The sequence below is a fragment of the Sporosarcina sp. NPDC096371 genome (assembly GCF_044762865.1).
Taxonomy (GTDB): domain Bacteria; phylum Bacillota; class Bacilli; order Bacillales_A; family Planococcaceae; genus Sporosarcina.
In genome coordinates, this window is record NZ_JBIWFE010000003.1 from 301,484 (window position 1) to 320,432 (window position 18,949).

General features: G+C 40.3%; 19 protein-coding genes and 1 other annotated feature. Of the genes, 13 read left to right on the plus strand and 6 right to left on the minus strand.

The window, feature by feature from the left end; translation table 11 throughout:
- Both ACIQ0H_RS10165 and ACIQ0H_RS10170 read left to right on the plus strand, forming a co-directional pair.
- Positions 1–831 (plus strand): aldo/keto reductase, encoded by an 831-nt coding sequence (locus tag ACIQ0H_RS10165; RefSeq protein ID WP_403414510.1) that lies wholly within the window; start codon positions 1–3, stop codon positions 829–831.
- A gap of 116 nt (positions 832–947) precedes the next feature.
- Positions 948–1,331, plus strand: coding sequence for a glyoxalase superfamily protein (locus ACIQ0H_RS10170; protein WP_403413943.1), 384 nt, complete (start codon positions 948–950; stop codon positions 1,329–1,331).
- 104 nt (positions 1,332–1,435) lie between these two features.
- Here the strand turns inward: ACIQ0H_RS10170 and ACIQ0H_RS10175 are convergent, their stop codons facing one another.
- On the minus strand, positions 1,436–3,028 hold the full coding sequence (locus ACIQ0H_RS10175) for a catalase (RefSeq protein ID WP_403413945.1): 1,593 nt from the start codon (positions 3,026–3,028) through the stop codon (positions 1,436–1,438).
- Positions 3,029–3,192: 164 nt separating this feature from the next.
- On the opposite strand from ACIQ0H_RS10175, the gene ACIQ0H_RS10180 reads away from it, so the two are divergent.
- The gene (locus ACIQ0H_RS10180; RefSeq protein WP_403413947.1) at positions 3,193–3,801 is read left to right on the plus strand and encodes a YitT family protein; all 609 of its coding nucleotides are present in this window, start codon (positions 3,193–3,195) and stop codon (positions 3,799–3,801) included.
- Between the two features lie 128 nt (positions 3,802–3,929).
- Positions 3,930–6,179: an EAL domain-containing protein gene (locus tag ACIQ0H_RS10185; RefSeq protein ID WP_403413949.1), complete on the plus strand. Its 2,250-nt coding sequence runs from the start codon at positions 3,930–3,932 to the stop codon at positions 6,177–6,179.
- A 95-nt stretch (positions 6,180–6,274) separates the two neighbouring features.
- Here ACIQ0H_RS10185 and ACIQ0H_RS10190 read toward each other — a convergent pair whose 3' ends face one another.
- A complete protein-coding gene (locus ACIQ0H_RS10190; protein ID WP_403413951.1) occupies positions 6,275–7,183 on the minus strand; it encodes a ketopantoate reductase family protein in 909 nt (302 codons plus the stop codon).
- A 228-nt stretch (positions 7,184–7,411) separates the two neighbouring features.
- On the opposite strand from ACIQ0H_RS10190, the gene ACIQ0H_RS10195 reads away from it, so the two are divergent.
- The 4 genes from ACIQ0H_RS10195 to ACIQ0H_RS10210 all read left to right on the plus strand — a co-directional run bounded on the left by ACIQ0H_RS10195 (position 7,412) and on the right by ACIQ0H_RS10210 (position 11,762).
- Positions 7,412–8,623 (plus strand): MFS transporter, encoded by a 1,212-nt coding sequence (locus tag ACIQ0H_RS10195; RefSeq protein ID WP_403413953.1) that lies wholly within the window; start codon positions 7,412–7,414, stop codon positions 8,621–8,623.
- Positions 8,624–8,820: 197 nt separating this feature from the next.
- Positions 8,821–9,999, plus strand: coding sequence for an MFS transporter (locus ACIQ0H_RS10200; protein WP_403413955.1), 1,179 nt, complete (start codon positions 8,821–8,823; stop codon positions 9,997–9,999).
- Positions 10,000–10,207: 208 nt separating this feature from the next.
- Positions 10,208–10,576, plus strand: a complete 369-nt coding sequence (locus ACIQ0H_RS10205; RefSeq protein WP_403413957.1) for a MarR family transcriptional regulator — start codon at positions 10,208–10,210, stop codon at positions 10,574–10,576.
- A gap of 4 nt (positions 10,577–10,580) precedes the next feature.
- A complete protein-coding gene (locus ACIQ0H_RS10210; RefSeq protein ID WP_403413959.1) occupies positions 10,581–11,762 on the plus strand; it encodes an MFS transporter in 1,182 nt (393 codons plus the stop codon).
- Positions 11,763–11,840: 78 nt separating this feature from the next.
- Here ACIQ0H_RS10210 and ACIQ0H_RS10215 read toward each other — a convergent pair whose 3' ends face one another.
- Both ACIQ0H_RS10215 and ACIQ0H_RS10220 read right to left on the minus strand, forming a co-directional pair.
- Positions 11,841–12,266 (minus strand): protein-tyrosine phosphatase family protein, encoded by a 426-nt coding sequence (locus tag ACIQ0H_RS10215; RefSeq protein ID WP_403413961.1) that lies wholly within the window; start codon positions 12,264–12,266, stop codon positions 11,841–11,843.
- Positions 12,267–12,291: 25 nt separating this feature from the next.
- Positions 12,292–13,002 carry a metallophosphoesterase family protein gene (locus ACIQ0H_RS10220; RefSeq protein ID WP_403413963.1) on the minus strand — a complete coding sequence of 237 codons (711 nt, stop codon included), beginning with the start codon at positions 13,000–13,002 and terminating at the stop codon, positions 12,292–12,294.
- Positions 13,003–13,295: 293 nt separating this feature from the next.
- Here ACIQ0H_RS10220 and ACIQ0H_RS10225 point away from each other — a divergent pair, with 293 nt between their 5' ends.
- Positions 13,296–14,009 carry an NAD-dependent deacylase gene (locus ACIQ0H_RS10225; protein ID WP_403413965.1) on the plus strand — a complete coding sequence of 238 codons (714 nt, stop codon included), beginning with the start codon at positions 13,296–13,298 and terminating at the stop codon, positions 14,007–14,009.
- A 73-nt stretch (positions 14,010–14,082) separates the two neighbouring features.
- Positions 14,083–14,646: a hypothetical protein gene (locus tag ACIQ0H_RS10230; RefSeq protein ID WP_403413967.1), complete on the plus strand. Its 564-nt coding sequence runs from the start codon at positions 14,083–14,085 to the stop codon at positions 14,644–14,646.
- A 50-nt stretch (positions 14,647–14,696) separates the two neighbouring features.
- Here the strand turns inward: ACIQ0H_RS10230 and ACIQ0H_RS10235 are convergent, their stop codons facing one another.
- Entirely contained in the window at positions 14,697–15,311 is a 615-nt protein-coding gene (locus ACIQ0H_RS10235; RefSeq protein WP_403413969.1) for a DUF3298 and DUF4163 domain-containing protein, read from the minus strand.
- A gap of 148 nt (positions 15,312–15,459) precedes the next feature.
- On the opposite strand from ACIQ0H_RS10235, the gene ACIQ0H_RS10240 reads away from it, so the two are divergent.
- The gene (locus tag ACIQ0H_RS10240) at positions 15,460–15,894 is read left to right on the plus strand and encodes a YkvA family protein (RefSeq protein WP_403413971.1); all 435 of its coding nucleotides are present in this window, start codon (positions 15,460–15,462) and stop codon (positions 15,892–15,894) included.
- A gap of 214 nt (positions 15,895–16,108) precedes the next feature.
- Positions 16,109–16,642, plus strand: coding sequence for a GNAT family N-acetyltransferase (locus tag ACIQ0H_RS10245; protein WP_403413973.1), 534 nt, complete (start codon positions 16,109–16,111; stop codon positions 16,640–16,642).
- Between the two features lie 235 nt (positions 16,643–16,877).
- Here the strand turns inward: ACIQ0H_RS10245 and ACIQ0H_RS10250 are convergent, their stop codons facing one another.
- Positions 16,878–17,738 carry an SAM hydrolase/SAM-dependent halogenase family protein gene (locus ACIQ0H_RS10250; RefSeq protein WP_403413975.1) on the minus strand — a complete coding sequence of 287 codons (861 nt, stop codon included), beginning with the start codon at positions 17,736–17,738 and terminating at the stop codon, positions 16,878–16,880.
- Between the two features lie 78 nt (positions 17,739–17,816).
- Positions 17,817–18,094, minus strand: a binding site (T-box leader).
- A 424-nt stretch (positions 18,095–18,518) separates the two neighbouring features.
- Between ACIQ0H_RS10250 and ACIQ0H_RS10255 the strand changes: the two genes are divergently transcribed.
- On the plus strand, positions 18,519–18,893 hold the full coding sequence (locus ACIQ0H_RS10255; protein ID WP_403414512.1) for a nucleotide excision repair endonuclease: 375 nt from the start codon (positions 18,519–18,521) through the stop codon (positions 18,891–18,893).
- The last annotated feature ends 56 nt before the right edge of the window (positions 18,894–18,949 follow it).

The following is an 18,949-nucleotide window of genomic DNA, read 5'->3' on the forward strand; positions in this document are numbered from 1 at the left end:
ATAATGAAAAACTTACAATCTACAACAACGTTGCATAATGGTGTGGAAATGCCTTGGTTAGGTTTAGGTGTCTTTAAAGTCGAAGAGGGTCAAGAGCTTGTGAATGCAGTCAAGGGTGCGATCGAACATGGTTATCGCAGTATCGATACAGCAGCTATTTATGGTAATGAAGCAGGAGTGGGACAAGGGATACATGAAGCAAAGGTTGCGAGGGAAGAGTTGTTTATTACATCAAAGGTATGGAATTCTGAACTAGGGTACGAAGCGACAATCGCGGCATACGAAGAGAGCTTAACGAAACTAGGATTAGATTATTTGGATCTCTATCTTATTCATTGGCCAGTAGCTGGTAAATATAAAGAAGCTTGGCGTGCATTAGAAACGTTGTATAAAAAAGGACGCGTGAAAGCGATTGGGGTTAGTAATTTCCAAATTCACCATCTTGAAGATTTGTTGAAAGATGCGGAGATTAGGCCGATGGTCAACCAAGTGGAATACCATCCACGTTTGACGCAAAAAGAACTGCAAGCGTTTTGTCAGCAACACGCGATTCAGTTGGAAGCATGGTCTCCACTTATGCAGGGCCAGTTGCTTGATAACACAGAACTTCAAGAAATCGCCGATAAATATGGCAAATCCGTTGCCCAAATTATTTTACGTTGGGATATACAAAATGGTGTTGTCACCATTCCAAAATCGACGAAAGCACATCGCATTGCTGAAAATGCAACCGTCTTTGATTTTGAATTAACAGCGGAAGATATAGAACGCATCAATAACTTAAATCAAAATCACCGAGTGGGTCCAGATCCGGATAACTTTGATTTTTAAGGTTTAAAAACAACCGATTTGCCTATTGCTATTCCTAGATCGGAGAAATGATCATAATTGATACCTATGTTGCGGCTTATTTTGTATCACATGATGTAATGTGAAAGGGGCTTTTGATGGACTACAAATCTCAAGTGATGATGGGTGAAATGATTCCGATACTTCGCATTTTCGATAGGCAGAAAACAATGGAGTTTTACGTGGATTATTTAGATTTTACAGTAGATTGGGAGCATCGGTTCGAAGAGGGATTACCACTCTATCTTCAAGTGTCACGAGGAAATTGTGTTATTCACTTGTCAGAGCATCATGGTGATTGTAGCCCTGGAGCTGCCATTAGAATTGGAGTTGAAAATATAGAAGGACTCCATTCAACACTTTGTTCGAAAGTCTATGATTTCGCACGTCCCTGTCTTGAAGAAACTCCGTGGGGAATGACGGAACTGACAGTTATTGATCCATTCAGTAATCGCATTATTTTTTTTGAGAACAAGCTATAAGAACAGGTTGATTTTCATTCAGCAATCAAAAATATTTTTGTGAAAACTGAACAGAAAGTAAAGCAGCTCACTCAAATGGATTGTCTCCATTGAGTGAGCTGCTTTTAATAAGGTTCGGCGTCATGTCCTTTTTTCACGGCTTCATCAGGTGCTGTGTTGCCATCGCGATTGCCAAGCGGCTTCTGGCTAGACCCCCCTTGAGCTGCTTGAGCCAATCCTTCCCGTAATCGTCGACCGTATTCATTATCAGCTTCCTCAGCAAGGGCAATGATTTTTTCTTGAATGCGCGAGTCGCAATTTGCAAGGTCAGACACTAAATTTGAAATCAAATCAGCTCGTTCCCACTCTTCAAAATTGCGATAAGTATCTCCGGCTTGCTTTGTATTGCTTTGACGATCTATGGACTCCCGCACGAGGTTTCCTTCTATAAAAGGCGTATATTCTTTACCATCTTGCTGGGCTTCTTTTAATCCGCCTAAAATCGAGGGTTCATAGTTAATATGTGGGTTCTGGCCAGGAGCACGGTCGAGTTTATATTGCATCTGTCCGCCAGCTTGGTTCGTTGCCACCCGCTTTTTGGGGGAATTGATGGGCAGTTGCAAATAGTTGGCTCCAACTCGATGGCGTTGTGTATCAGAATAGGAGAATGTCCGCCCTTGCAGCATTTTATCGTCGGAAAAATCGAGGCCGTCCACTAGAACCCCAGTACCAAATGCTACTTGTTCCACTTCAGTGAAATAATCCTCAGGATTTTTGTTTAATGTCATTTTTCCGACAGGGAGCCACGGAAACTGATCTTCCGGCCATAACTTTGTATCATCGAGCGGATCAAAATCGAGCTCTGGATGGTCATCATCACTCATTACTTGGACAAGCAACTCCCATTCGGGGTAATCACCTTCTTTGATGGCATCATATAAATCTTGTGTGGCATGATTGAAACTTGTCCCTTGGATTTCGCTAGCTTGTTGTTGGGTTAGGTTTTTAATGCCCTGCTTTGGCTCCCAATGATATTTCACAAGTACCGCTACACCTTCCTGATTCACCCATTTGTACGTATTGACACCGGAACCTTGCATCATCCGATAATTGGCAGGAATACCCCAGGGTGAATAAACAAATGTCACCATATGGAATGATTCGGGAGAGCTCGCACAAAAATCGAAAAAACGTTCGCTATCTTGAATATTCGTAATCGGATCTGGTTTAAAGGCGTGAATCATATCTGGAAATTTAATCGCATCACGGATAAAGAAAATTTTTAAATTGTTGCCGACAAGATCCCAGTTTCCGTCTTCCGTATAAAACTTCACGGCAAAGCCACGGGGATCCCGCAATGTCTCGGGTGAGTGGCCACCGTGGATGACCGACGAAAAACGCACGAATACCTGTGTTTTTTTGCCTTTTTCTTGAAAGAGTTTGGCTCGTGTATACGTAGACACAGGTTCATCGCCAGCGGTACCATATGCCTCGAAATGACCGTGTGCACCAGCTCCACGTGCATGGACGACGCGTTCAGGGACTCGTTCCCTGTCAAAGTGGCTGATTTTTTCAAGGAAATCATAGTTTTCTAGTACGGCCGGACCTCTATTACCGACTGTTCGTAAATTTTGATTGTTGGTAACGGGGTGTCCCTGTCTGTTGGTCAATATGTCTAACTGTTCTTGATTGGACTTAGAATGGGATGGTTCTTTCATTAAATGATTGCCTCCTTTTTAATGGTATTTGACCTGATGATTGTACACACCTATACTCTGCGTCATTTCGGTGGAATTAATTCCAGTTACGCCTATTTAATTGAAATGAATTGTCCGAGTCCATCATATATATCTATAAAGTGTTTGAAATGGGTGGGGGCTCCGTGGATATTTTAAAAAGAGCGATAGTGATAGTGATTGGAAGTGCACTCGTTGCAATTGGCCTTAATGTTTTCATAGTGCCATTTGGGCTGTTGGAAGGTGGTGCGGTCGGTATTAGTTTGATATTCCATTACTTGACAGGGGCCAAAGTTGGGTTTACGTTTTTGCTAGTGAGCATACCGATTTTTTTAGTAGCATGGATATTTTATCGCCCGTTCTTTTTTAACGGTATTCATGGGATGCTGTTGTCATCCTTTATCATTGATTTGGTCTCTCCATTGCAAACCATTGGAAAGGAGCTTGTCACATCTCCCTTAGTAGCTGCCGTTTGTGGTGGAATTGTCATAGGGATGGGTGTTGGTATCATGCTCCGTTTAGACATCAGCATAGGCGGAACTGATTTACTGGGGCAAATGATTGCAAGAAAGCTAAAAGTTAACCCGGGCTTGATGATTTTTGTGATTGATATATTTATTGTTACGTTTGGAAGTTTCGTGATTCTTACCGTTCAATTGACTCTATCATTAGCCACTATTTTTTGTGTGGGATTGACAACGAGTTTACTAGTATCGGGGGCAGATAAAGCGCAAGATGATGTATCCTTAAAATGACCTAAGCAAACTGAACGAATAATTTTGAAGTGTGAAAAATGTCGAATTATGTAATGCGTTTTGAATTCTTCCATGGTATGATGAAATGAAATAAACGGTAATTTTTAAGAGCAAGAGGGGGAAGAGACTTGAAAACAATCGCTGAATTGATTGCTGAAGCGAACGAAAAATGTCGAAATGTAGGCATAAACCCTGAAGACTTGCCTAGCCCAACGACTATTTCAGCTGACGTGGATTGCTTAGCGAAATCGGGTCAAAATGAAGAAATCATTTCGGTTACCCGTTTTTTTAGCAAAAAAATTATTGAGTCATTGAAAAATATTCCCATCCTTGTTTCAGTCTCAGATTGTAATGGTGTTATTCTTGACATGGTCGGAGACGATCAAGTCGAAAAACAAGCAAATTACCTTGGCGTTCAACCAGGTATTCAGTTTACGGAAAGTCAGATGGGGGCAAATGTCATTAATCTTTCACTTGCTCATCACTGGGGACCTGTAGAAATAATAGGTGAGTCACATTATCAACTGCCCTTACAATCTACTGCCTGTTATGGTGTGGCATTTAAAAATACACTAACGGATGAGATTCTTGGTTCGTTTACGATCATGACAGATATAGCGTTTCAAGATCCAATGATTACAACATTGTTGTCTGCGATTGTTGACTCGATCGAAAGAGAACTAGTTTTGCGCAAACAAAATAGACAGTTGAATGTATTTCATCAAGTGATGATGGATAATAGCAGGTACGGAGTGCTAACGACCAATCGGGATGGCGTGGTGCTTGAATTTAATATTCAAGCAGAAGAACTTCTTGGTGAACAGGCATGTTGTGTAATCGGGAATCATGTACGGAATTTACCGAACATTGGGAAGTACATAGTAGCTGTTCTCAGTGAAAAGAAGCGATTTGATGAAGTCTATATTACGCTAGGTGAAGAGGGGGATCCTAAACAACGTTTCTGTTTATTTGATGCATTCCCTATCTATGATAAGAGCAATCAAATTATGGGTGTATTTTCACAAATACGTGATATTACTGATGTGTACAAAGTACAGCAACGTTTCAATTTTTTGGCGAATCATGACGTGCAAACTGGACTGCCAAATCGAAAATCACTAACCACTAATTTAGCGGCGATGATCGAAGAGATGAATAGCAATAAAGTGAGGCATCAACTTGCCGTTATCCATTTGGATTTGGACCGTTTTAAAATTGTTAACGATACATTAGGGCATAAGGATGGGGACCTTGTCTTAAAAAGACTAGCGAAAAGGCTTGTCGGTAATTTTGGAGAAGATGATTTTATCGCAAGAGTGGGTGGGGATGAATTCATCTTGTTTCTCCCAGTTAACTGCCCAGATGAAATTCAACAAATCGGTAACCGGTTACTAGGGATTTTTAATGAACCATCCGTCATAAAAGGCTATGACTTTCATATTACCGCAAGTATAGGGATTTCTGTCTATCCTGACAATGGACGAACAGCGGAAGAACTCCGTATTAAAGCAGATACGGCTATGTTTCAAGCAAAGAAACAAGGGAAAAATCAATATGTCCTTTACTCAGATGCATTGGATCCAAAATCACATGCTAAAATTTTATTGGAAGCATCCTTGCGAAAAGCGATTGACTCTGGCGAAATGGTCCTTTATTATCAACCGAAAATCGACATCAAAAAAAATAGTATGATTGGTGTGGAAGCATTGGTGAGGTGGAATCATCCGGAACTTGGAATGTTATCACCGAGTGAATTTGTCCCACTAGCTGAGGAAACGGGACTTATCACACAAATAGATGAGTGGGTGCTACGGACAGCCTGCCAACAAAATAAGAAGTGGCAGAGTATGGGCATTCCACCTTTTAGTGTGGCTATTAATCTATCATCATATCAATTTGCTAGCAATACCTTACCCGATTTGGTTCAATCCGTTTTAACTGATACCGGACTGAAACCCGAATTCGTAGAACTTGAAATAACTGAAACGATGACGATGGATGTCGAACATGCTATTCCAACACTGAAAGAATTGAAAAAGCTTGGCGTGAAAATAAGTATTGATGACTTTGGAACAGGCTATAGTTCCATGAGCTATCTTACGAAATTCCCAATTGATCGATTGAAAGTTGACAGATCGTTCATTTGGAATATTGAAAAGAGCGTCAGTGACACGAATATTGTCATTACGATTATCCGGATGGCTCAGAATCTTGGATTGAAAGTGATTGCAGAGGGAGTTGAGAACGAAAAGCAACTCCAATTTTTACGCGAGCATGGGTGCGATGAAGTGCAAGGCTTTATCTTTAGCGAACCGTTGGCTGTGGATAAAATCGAATCGTACTTTGTTAAGGGGAAAGAAGCGATAAGTGGGATATGAAGTGATTGTTCTCTCATTCGATTCGCTTTAATTGGGAGATGTCATCAAGATTGAAAAAACAAGACCTGGTCATTTTGACTCGGTCTTGTTTTGTTTTAGTTACTTTTTTCGTAAATCTTAAGCTTCGTATAAATTGTTTCAAGAATTGGAACTGGGGTAGCTTGTGCATGATGTAATAAGAATCCTTGCAGATGATCTGCTTCTAGAGGAAGGGATTTTTCCAAGTCACGTTGCATGGAGGATTTCATATCATAGGACATCGTTTCAATTTTATTGAATAGGTCAGTTGTAATGCATTTCTTGATAGGAGCCTCCATTTCGCGCATTATCGCCGCGATTTCCTCCAATAAGGATTTCACAGTATGTCTGCCCGTTTCTAGTTCCATGATTGGACCAATTGGCGATTCCATAAGTGAAGTGATACCAGACATCGTTGTGATGAATAAATATTTATGCCACATTTCTTGAGTGATTTGTGTGCTAAGTTCAAAAGAAGCATTTGCTCCATCAAAAACTTCTTGCAGTTTTTCAATTCTAGGTGTGATTTCACCAGACCTTTCTCCATAAATCAGTTGGTGACTTGGACTTTTTTGAAGAATGGTGCCGTTTTCGTCAAGTGTCGTTTCGATAAAGCAAAGTCCTCCAATGACGGCATTTTCTCCAAAGGCATCTATTAATTGATCGAGGTGACCGATGCCATTTAATAGAGGTAAAATAATTGTGTCATCCTTTACAAAAGGTCGGATATCATCGATAGCTTGTGCCAAGTGGTAGGACTTCGTTGACACGAGTATCAAATCAAATGTCTCTCCAACGTCACTGGCTGTAATTAGGTGGGGGACAAGATCTGCATTACCGTTGATACTTTCAATTTTTAATCCTGTCTTTTCAAGTATTTCTTTTCGTTTTTCCCTCACTAGAAAAGTAACATCCTGTCCCTTTTCCGAGAGTCTACCACCAAAATAACCACCAATAGCGCCAGCTCCGACAATTAGAATATTCATGTCATTATCTCCTCGCATTAGTTTGATGAATTCTATTATACACTAGTCGCACTCTATTGAATAATCAATAGAGTGCGAACTTATTTATAGTTATGTATAAATTACCGGTCTTTTCGGTGGCGAGTGAAGCAATCGATCTTTTTTGGAATTCAGTTATTCAAGTTTTCTAAAGTTGCGTTATAATGAGGCTATTAAGTTATTGAGGTAATAGAAAGAATGAGGGATTAAATGACAACAATAAAAGAATCAACGAATCTAAGCAATCCTGTCTATCCAATTATGTTTGCGATTGCTGGTTGTCACTTGCTAAACGACACACTACAGGCGGTTATTCCAGCAATATTCCCGGTTCTCGCAGAAGACAAGGGGCTGACGTTTACCCAACTTGGTTTCATAGCCTTTGCATTGAATATGGTTGCATCTGTTTTGCAACCCGTCGTGGGCTATATAAGCGATAAAAAGCCGATGCCGTATGCGTTACCAGCGGGTATGTTATTTTCACTTGTCGGAATTGGAGGGCTTGCCTTGGCGCCGGACTATTGGCTGATAGTCGTTTCGGTCATGTTACTTGGTTTCGGTTCCGCTATTTTTCATCCGGAAGGGTCGCGTGTATCGTTTATGGCAGCAGGCTCGAAACGAGGACTTTCTCAATCGATCTACCAAGTGGGTGGGAATTCAGGACAAGCACTCGCTCCATTAATAGGTGCATACATATTGGTACCTTTTGGTCAGAAAAGTGCCGCCTTATTTATGATTTTTGCTGCGTTAGGGATTTTCATTTTGATGAAAATTTCGGCCTGGTATAAAGATCAGTTGGACCAAGAAAAATTGAATAAGCGCAAGAAAGTACTGTTATCATCTATCGGTGATTTAACAAAAAAGCAAGTAGGGATTGCACTGTCACTGCTCCTTGTTATTATTTTTGCTCGTTCGTTTTATGTTACGAGTATTACAAGCTTTTTCATCTTTCATTTGATGGAGAAATATGGTCTGCAAAGTGGGGAAGGCCTCATATATATTTTTCTCTTTCTAGCTCTCGGGGCGGTCGGAACATTTTTCGGCGGGCCAATGGCCGATAAAATCGGTCGAAAGAATGTCATTGTCATGTCACTTGCTGTTCCTATTCCACTCTGTATTTTCTTGCCGTATGTTCCATTATGGGGAGTTATTGTCTTACTACTGTTTATCGGTTTTTTCATTATGCTTAGTTTTTCAGTAACGGTCGTTTATGCACAAGAGCTTGTGCCAAGTAAAATTGGCACAATGGCGGGACTGACAGTCGGACTTGCATTCGGTATGGGGGCCATTGGTGCTGTAGTCATTGGGATATTGATGGATCATCTAGGTATTTATACGACAATGATTATTGTGTCATTTTTACCGATTATGGGGCTCGTTGGGCTGGCGTTACCGCGTGATGGGAAAATCACTGCTGCATAGTTTAGGTATAAAGTATACAAACTGAGCGTAGGCAGCGAAGTGGATTTGAAGATATTCTTTAGTTAACTTATTTAGGGAATCATCAAGAAAAAAGTTGGTTTTTGTGAAATAAATATGTGGCTTATTCTTTCGAATCTCATTATAATGGGTAATCGGCGCAATTTTGAAAGTGGCGCCTAGAAAGAAGGTCGATTAAATTGTCACAAGATCAAAAAAAGAAAATGCTCATATTAATGATTAATATGTTTATTGCAATAGGAAGTTTCGGTATTATTATCCCGATTTTACCCGCATATCTTTTATCGATTGGTCAAGCTGGAACAGCAGCGGGCTTGATGATAGCGATATTTGCCGGTGCACAGCTGATTATGTCACCGATTGCAGGAAAGTGGGCAGATAAGTACGGACGGAGAGTTATGATTATTTCAGGGCTAAGTGGATTAGCTTTGTCGATGTTTGTCTTTTACTTTTCTGACTCCATTTGGATTCTCTATTTGTCACGTGTGATTGGTGGAGTAGGGGCAGCGCTATTAATCCCCGCGATTTTTGCTTACGTTGCAGATATCACCACTATGGATCAGCGTGCGAAGGGCAATAGTTATATTTCGGCGGCGATGTCACTTGGGATTGTTATTGGACCAGGAATTGGTGGATTTTTAGCAGATTTCGGTTTGAAAATGCCGCTCCTTATTTCAGCAATTGTCGGAGTGGGAGCCGTTATCTTTTCCGCAGTGATGCTGAAGGAAAGTAAGGATTACACACTTGATGCGCCAGATGTGAAGTCGGAACCGATGATGAAAGAAATTGCACAATCATTCAACAAGCCGTATTTTATCCCTTTAGTCATTACATTGGTTATGAGTTTTGGGTTAATGGCATATGAATCGGTGCTTGGTCTTTTTGTGGATAATGAATTCGGGGCATCTCCAAAGGATATTGCGATTATGGTCACGTCGACGGGTATTATCAGTGTAATTATTCAGCTATTCGCTGTCGACCGGGTTGTCCGTCGGTTTGGTGAAGCAGCTGTACTCAATATTTTCCTTGGTGTGGCAGCGGTTGGTTTTTTACTGTCGATTCTTGCGCCGAGTTATATCATGTTTTTCGGCGTAACAATGATTATTTTCTTATCAACTTCGATTCTAAGACCTGTTCTGACCACGCTTATTTCTAAATTGGCTGGCAATGAACAAGGATTCGCAATGGGCATGAACAATGCTTATATGAGTATCGGAAACGTTCTGGGACCGCTACTTGCAGGGCTTTTGTTTGATGTGCATATGCTGTATCCATTCGTCCTTGGACTAGTCGTGCTTGTTTTGACTATGTTCGTGTCGATGAAGTGGAAAGGGCCAGTGAGTGCGAAAACTAAGTAATATAGAAGAAAACAGGCAGACCATGCGAATTTGCAGGTCTGTTTTTTTATTGTACATATTGGCGATCCCTGCGTCGAAAACGCCTGTTGAAGCTATGTTCTTTACAAGTTTCGACAATCGAAGTATAATTTAATAATTACCTAGGTAAATAAAAGGAGATGGAAGATTGAATCCGCTATTCCATGATATTTTTCAAAAGACGCGCTTATTGAGTAAGGAATTAAATCTGGTATTGAAAAAATATGATTTGTTTGCGGCTCAATGGACCGTTTTATATTGTGTGCATCAACATGGCGAGATGACGCTAACACATATTTGGAAGTATTTAAATGTTGAAGCACCTACAGTTACACGAACGGTCAATCGTCTAGAAGTACTCGGTTGGTTGACGACGCAAGAAGGACAGGACCGTAGGGAAAAGGTTGTTCGGTTATCAACAGTGGCAGCCGCTAAATTTCCAGATATCGAAGCATCGATTATCCGGTTTGAGAATGAATTTTTACAAGGGTTGTCGAATGACGAACAAGAGTTGTTAAAGGAGTTATTGAGAAAGCTGGACAAAGAAGGGAAGATGTAGTTCCATGAAGAAAGACCCTATTTGGACAAAATCATTTATTAGTTTGTTCTGTACGAACTTTTCCGTTTTCGTGGTATTTTACGGGTTGGTTTCTACGTTGCCCTTATATGCGAAAGATGTATTAAGCCGGACGGATGAAGAGGCCGGTTTGCTGATGACGATCTTTTTGCTTTCAGCAATTATCGTTCGACCGTTTACAGGGAAAATTTTAGATGTTGTTGGTAAACGAAAAATGTTGTGGCTCAGTTTGTTTTTCTATTTAATTTGTACAATACTTTATTATTTTATAGAACCATTTACGGGCCTTTTGATATTACGTTTTGTGCAAGGGGTCTGGTTTAGTATTGCGACGACTGCAAGTGGGTCGCTTGCTGCTGATAATGTACCGGTAAAACGTCGTGGAGCTGGGCTTGGTTATTATACAATGTCAACGAATTTGGCGGTTGTGCTGGGTCCGTTTATCGCGTTATTTATCGTTCAGTCTTTTTCGTTCGATGTACTGTTTATTGTTATGAGCGTGTTGATGGTGATTGGTGTGTTTACCTCGTTGTCTATTCCCGCTGGGGAAATTCTGGTTAACAATGAAGTGAAGACTAGGTTGGCGCTAGGTGATTTGTTTGAAAAAAGTGCGTTGCCGGTTGCCTTCCTTGGCAGTTTGATCGCCTTTTCATATGCGAGTGTTCTATCCTACTTATCGATTTTTGCACAGCAAAAAAATCTGTTGGCTTTTGCTAGCACATTCTTTTTCGTGTTTGCGGCGGTTATGCTTCTAACGCGTCCATATACGGGCAAGGTTTTTGATGAAAAAGGGCCACACTATATAATAATCCCTGGGATGCTATTATTTATCATTGGGCTAATTTTATTGGCATTCATGGATTCAGCTGTGTTGTTTTTAGTTGCTGCTGCCTTTATTGGGTTGGGGTATGGTGCACTTGTTCCTTGTTTACAAACCCTTGCCGTGCAGTCGACGAAACATGAAAGAAGTGGCTATGCGACGGCTACATTTTTCACATTGTTTGATACAGGACTGGCAATTGGGTCATATGTGCTCGGGGTAATTGCCATTCACTATGGCTATCAGAATGTCTATTTGACATCAGCGGCACTCGTGTTCCTCGTTTTCCTTGGTTATTTGCTGATCAAGTGGAATCAGAAGCGAAAGGAAGTTATGCTAAGTAGATGAACAAAAAACGCCAGTCTCCGTTAAGTTTAGGGGACTGGCGTTTATGATACAGGGGTGCTTAGTCTACAGGCATTTATCTTAACATTCGTAAATCCTTTTTAGCGCTTCTTTGAATTGAGGTTTTACATTAATGGTTGGTCGGATGGCTGTAGCTTGTTGTTCCGCTTCATTCACAGATTTTGCTAGACCTAGTTCCAAAAGTGTGGCTGTAGCAACAGTCCCAGCTCGTCCACGTCCAGTATTGCAGTGGAAGTAGACATTTTTACCGGCGTTATAGGCATTAACTACTTCTGAAACGGCTGCTTGAATGGATTGATCTTGGTCTTCAGCTTCGTCAACGATTGGTTGGTGAATACTAATGTCATTTGAAAGCGGACCATTCACTTCAGCACGTAGGTCATAGATGACATCAATTTTTTCATTGGCAAGTAAATCGTCAATAGAATCTACCCCGCCTATAAAAATTCGGGTGGGGATTAGTTCTTCATAGTTTTTATTTGTCATGGATAATCACCTCGTATGTAGTATATCATTTCTTCACGTAATGCATGATTTTAGTCGGTAGCTCTAGACAGTTTAATTGGCCGCCGTAGACAGCTGCGCCATCAATGCCAATAATATTGTTTTTACCAAAGTAAATCGCATGGTTGTTTTTATTATCATGAAGGATGGTTGTAGGGGTATGACCGAAAATGACGGTCTTGTCCCCGTGATAACCATTGTAAAAATCCTCACGAATCCACATAAGGACATAGGGGTCTGTTTCAGCAATAGGCAAGGTTGGATGGATGCCAGCATGGACAAAGATATAGTCCTCACTTACGATGACAGAATCCAAGCATTGAATAAATTCTAGATGACCCGTTAGTTTATCTGAGTATAGCTCGGGTTTGACGAATTCTACGTTTTCCGGGACTATAAATTCCTCTTCGCTGAAGCCATAGCTTTGTAAAGTGTTGCTACCTCCATTGCGGTGTGCCCAATGCTTCCAAGCGTGTTCATCGTCTGTTGTCAGTGCTTTAATCATCATATCCTCATGATTGCCCTTTAAGACGAGGGCACCTTGTGCTTTTAGTTCAATCACCTTGTCGAGTACTTTTTTTGAATGGGGTCCCCGATCTACATAATCACCTAGCAGAATAAGTTGGTCATGATGTGGATCATATTGCACCTTGGCTAAAAGCTGTTCAAATAGTTCCAGTTCACCGTGGATATCGCTTATAACAAGTGTCCGTGTCATCTATCTTCATCCCTTCGATCTTATCGCATATGAATTTAACGTACCTGAATGGTAGAGTGATGTAAATAGATAATAGAAAATACGCAATCTTTCGTTTTGTTGATGTTATTAAAATAGAAAATATTTTTATTTGTAATATTGACTTGGGTAATCTATAGATAAAGTGACTTATTTCCTGGGCAATAATACTGTTTCTTTTCGATGGGAAGGGAATAACAAATGTTATCTCTTCATTCTTTATGGAGTTAGCGATGTGAGATGTGTTGTTTGTTAAATGGAAGGGAGAGAGTGGATTGTTATATAATTTAATTAAAAAGTCAAGTAATATAGTTGTTTATACAGGTGCAGGGATGTCGACAGAAAGTGGGCTGCCTGATTTTCGTTCTTCAAAAACGGGGCTTTGGGAAAAGGAAGATCCGTCGGCAGTTGCAAGCACTAAGGCATTGAACAAAGATGTAGAACGATTTTTCCGGTTTTACCGTAAGCGGGTAGTGGACATGAAAGATTGTAGTCCACATAAAGGCCATGATATTTTGGCTAAATGGGAAAGGGAAGGCGTCATAAAAGGGATTATTACGCAAAATGTCGATGGATTTCATTCGGTTGCTGGATCTGACAATGTGATGGAATTGCATGGCACATTGCAACAAGTCCATTGTCAGTCATGCGGTCAAGTATATGGTAATGAGATGTATGAGGTGGAAACGTTCTATTGTACTTGCGGAGGTAAGTTACGCCCCTCTGTGGTTTTATTCGGAGAAGGACTGCCGGAGGACACATTCATGAAAGCAAGTGATGCGAGTGAACAAGCTGATTTATTTATTGTACTTGGCTCTTCACTTACGGTCACGCCAGCCAATCAGTTTCCTATTTTGGCCAAAGAACAGGGGGCAAAGCTTGTCATTGTGAATTTGGAACCAACACTATTTGACGATTATGCAGATGTAGTGATTCATGATCGGAAAATTGGAGAGGTACTAGCAGAATTAGATCATAGACTCTTTTAAAGAATTTGAAATGTTGTAACTTAGTTTCACGCAAAACGGACTAATAGGAATTAGAAGGAAGAGGTGCGTTTTCGTGAGGCAAATAAGATATATGTACCCATTCTGTCTACTTGTTTTTTTATTGTTTTTTCTGAAACCCATTCCTGCAGCTGCTTGTTCTTGCGCGGCAATTCCGTCGCCTGAGGAAGGCTTTTCAAATGCCCAGGTAGTCTTCAGTGGAGAAGTAATCAAAGTAAAAGACAACAATGGGTTCTTAGGCAATTATGGCAAGACAGTCCTTTTTGCTGTCAATGAAACATGGAAAGGCACTAATGAGACGGAAATTGAAATAACGACAGGTTATGGTGGTGGAGACTGCGGCGTAGCATTTATTGTTGGCCAATCGTATTTGGTGTACGCTAATCTATCCGATATGTATAAAAGGAAATCGTTGTCTACAACAATTTGCAGCCCAACAAAAGCACTGGGAGATGCCTCAGAAGATTTAACTATTCTCGGTAAAGGGCAGGTTCCAACACATGTTACGAGCCCCATATATAGTGAGAAACCAACTTACTTAATTATCGGGGGATTCGTATTTATCGCGGGATTGCTTGCAGTATTTGGATGGATGAGGTTTAAGAAAGGTAAATCATAATAAAAAATGCTATTACCGAAACAGTGTTGAAGTTTCGGTAATGGCATTTTTTAGGTGAACGCCATCATTCGGTCAAGTGGTCCATTGGGTTCAATAATATCCGCGAGATCCAAAATCGGAATTGGGAAATATGGGAATCCCCAGACTCCCGCTGTGATTTCGTATTGCTGAAAGTAGATGACGAGCGTAGTATCTGCAATATAGAAGTCTTGGTCACTACGAATTTCTTTGAATGGCGGATCTAATAATTCGATATTCCAGTCCTTGATGCGTTGTCTAATGATATCAGATATTATTTTTACGTAATGACTGCCGGGTTTGAATAACTCTTTTAACTCGTATTGTTTTCCTGTTTTTGTATCAAACGTCAGCGATTTAATAATGGTCGTGCCATGTGCGCCACCGGTGAATGAATAGACTATGAGATTTAAGCTGAGGATGCCACGTTGGTTGGTTTTAAGTTCGAAGTACGCTACTAATTCCACAAGTTGGGGTTTATAGTAACTCTGTTCAACTAGTATATTATTCAAAGTCGTGACGATGGCATGGTTGATGGTACTTTGCACAATGGTATTTGGTAAATGGACAACAACGGGATAGTACACGGTCACTTTTGGGGATGCATGGGGTAATTTCTTGGATACAATTGATACAGGAAGTTCCATGATAGATGTCCTCTCTTTTCAATAGAATAGTTCATCGTATGAAAGTTGGGATGAAAAAAGAAGGTGAGGGACATTGTGCTAACAAATGACTTTATCATGCGTTCCATGTAGAATTAAGGTAATAAGTGCTTATGTGGGAGGTTTTACTATGTCCAATAAAAAACAGCAGTATGAAACTATATTGAAGAACTTTAATCCGGAGTCTAATTTAGAAATGACAGAAAACCATTATTCAGACGAAAAATTTTGGGACAAGATAAAGAATTATGGTAAAAAAGCTGGGAAGCAGACGGTATACTACAGTTTGCTACTATTCTACACAGCAAAAAGTCCAGGCGTGCCTAAATCATCGAAAATGATTGTTGTAGGTGCGTTGAGTTATCTTATCTTTCCAGTCGATCTTATCCCGGACTTTATCCCAGTGGTGGGTATTGTAGATGACGCGAGTGTGATTGCGGCTGCCGTCTTTAAAATCATTCAGCATATTGATGATGATGTGAAACACAAAGCGAAGCAACAATTACTGAAGCTTTTTGGCGATGATGGGGATTACGGAGATATTGATCAGCAGTTCCTAAAATGAACAGGAGCGCTATAAGAACATGCCGAACAAGTATGTAGGTGTCTTGTAAGGGATTCCAAAGTCAATTCATATCATACAAATAAAAGGTGCGTGTCTGCTTTTTCTAGCAGATACGCACCTTTTATTTGTATGAGGGTGTAGTATTATATTTCTTGAAATGTTAGGTTAGTTGTGAGTATATATATTATTCGATAAATAAAGGAGTGCTACTAAAATGATTTATTATAACGATGATCATGTCCTTATTCGTTCTATGATTAAAAGTGATATCCAGGAATTTGTGGATGGGTTCGCGGAACAACAGTGGGACAAGCCAGTTAAGTTATTCTATGATTATTATTGTCAGCAAGAAAAAGATGAGAAGTCAGTGATTATTGCTGAAGTAAACGGTGAAGTAGCTGGATATGTTACATTACTTCCAAATGCTACTAACGGTCCTTATGCGCATAAAAACATACCCGAAATTGTGGACTTTAATGTTCTTATTAAATTCCAAAAAAGAGGTATTGGAAATAAGATGATGGACGTAGCAGAAAGTATAGCACAAAAGCACAGTGAATTCGTATCATTCGCAGTAGGGTTGCACTATGGATATGGTTCCGCCCAAAGAATGTATGTAAAAAGAGGTTATATACCGGATGGAACAGGAGTTTGGTATCAAGATGAACAATTAGAGCAGTATGTAAAATGTGAAAATGATGATGATTTAGTGCTTTATTTTCATAAGAAATTGGACGTGAATGAGTGAGTGGGGATATCTTGGGGGAATAGTGTTCACTCATGTTTACGCAGCCTATATATGTTGAACAAATAATACAGCGCAGGCGCCTTCAAAGGGGTAGCCGAAGCCAAAAGACTGACGGCGAGGCTGTCTTTTGGCTTTTGGCGGGAGGCAAACCCTAGTGCTGTAGCGGATTCAATGGCATTCTTTATTTTTATCAGATATAAATATTTTTCAATCTTACTCATTTTGGTAGGCTGGATTATTCATAAACAATCCTTGGGGCTTTACGAATGGTGACTTGCCAATTTGTTCCGGTTCCAACACGGTAAGCATCTGCGAATGATCCTTGGTTGATGGCGATGCCGATATTGTCAAGTGAATTGACATAAACGAGCGGCTCACCGATGTGTAAATCCGCAAATGATCGACCGAAAGTCATGATGTTGTTGTAAATCGTGCGGCCATCCGTTGTGATTGCGACTTCGAATGAGTCCCCATGCTGTTGTGCAATTTCTTTGAATTGTGTCCGGCTAATATTCGTCCAAAGGTTACCGAAAGGTCTATCGATAATGTCGACATTGCCTGTAATGACTTCATCAATAATTTTCGATATTTTCAAAGGCAGAGCAATAATCTTCTCCGTGCTAAGTATAGGCCCTACATCTTCAAATTGGATGACACCAGCAGCGAGCCGTGCGCCTGTATACGCGAAAATATCGCGCCCGTGAAATGTATGGGATTCTCCAGAGTTCGGAAGCCGGTTGATAGTTTCGTCGATTTCCCGAACTTCGCTAATGCCAATGAATTGTGCCACATGTGTCAACGTGCCGTTATCGGGCGTAATGATATAGTGATTGTTTACAGTTTTTGCAACAATCCCACGTCGATCTGAACCTACACCTGGGTCAACAATTGATACAAAAACGGTGTCATTTGGCCAATAACCGATGGCTTGTAATAACCGATAAGAGGCTTCCCAAATATTATATTGAGGAATCTGATGCGTAATTTCATAGATAGGAATCCCACGTTGAACGGAGTTTGCTACACCGTGCATAGCACTGACCGCACCGTCACTTTTGCCGAAATCTGATTGAAAAACCAATAAACCTGTTGTCATATGAAACACTCTCCTCATTTGATTAGTATATGAAATTGAAAAACAAAAAATCCCGCCCCTTTCAATCATTCATTGATTGAAAAGGACGAGATCAATGCTCGTGTTACCACCTTTTTTTGTTGCTTATTCACATAGGCAACCTCAGCAAGTGCAAAATCCTTTCGTGATGGATTTTAGACTGTGGTATAGATAACGGGTACCAACTCCCGCTGCTAATCTACTGATGCACATAAATTGCACGTTCAACGCAGAGCTCAGAGGCCATTGTTCAAGTGGAGTCTTTCTGCTTCTTTTCAGCTTCCGAAGCTTTCTGTTAGAAATACTATGCACTTTACTTTTCTCTTCAACGCTTTTAAATGTTATACAGTATTTTACAGGATGCTGATAGAAAGGTCAACGAAAATTACAATTACTTATTGACTTAGGTGCTGTACTAGGAAATGACTGTTTCGACTTCAATCGTTCGCCTATTTGAAATCGGCTTTTCTAGGTGTGATTATTTGCTGGTTGGAAAATGATATGTCTTAAACACCAACATATATTTCCTCCCAATTGACAGTGTTGTCAACGATAGGGCATTTCAAAGAAAACCCATATATTGAATAAATAGAAGAGTGATCTGACAGCTATGCTGTCCAATTTGAAAATAGTGGATCGACAGAGCTAGTCATAAGGAAATTAAAGCTGTTCGTAGATCAAGAAGAGTAACTTCAAGCTTCGCCTTTTTCGTGGTATTGTGGTATAATTCGAGTTCAGAATAGAAGAGGACGTGAAGTGAACTTGATTACAATAACAGTACCGAATCCAGATATAACAATTGTGCAGCGTAAACAAGAAATGGCTCCGGGTGTTGCGCCGATTAAACCGATTTACGGCTTTATCGATTTACACGAAATTCCACGCGATAAAGGCGGTATCATCTTATTTTATAACAATAAAGGTGAATTGTTGTTTGCAGGGAAAGCGCGTAAATTACGCCAACGTGTCAAAAAGCATTTTGAGGACACAGTATCTCCAATCAAAGATCACCGCAATGAAGTGAAGGAAATTGCTGTTATCATTGTTGAAGATCCGATGGAACGTGAAATTTACGAAACGTATATCATCAATACACAACGGGCGAAATATAACGTCGATAAAGTATTTTTTGAATGATTTAAAAAGCCGACTGCTATGTGCAATCGGCTTTTCTTTTTGACTACATATTGAGG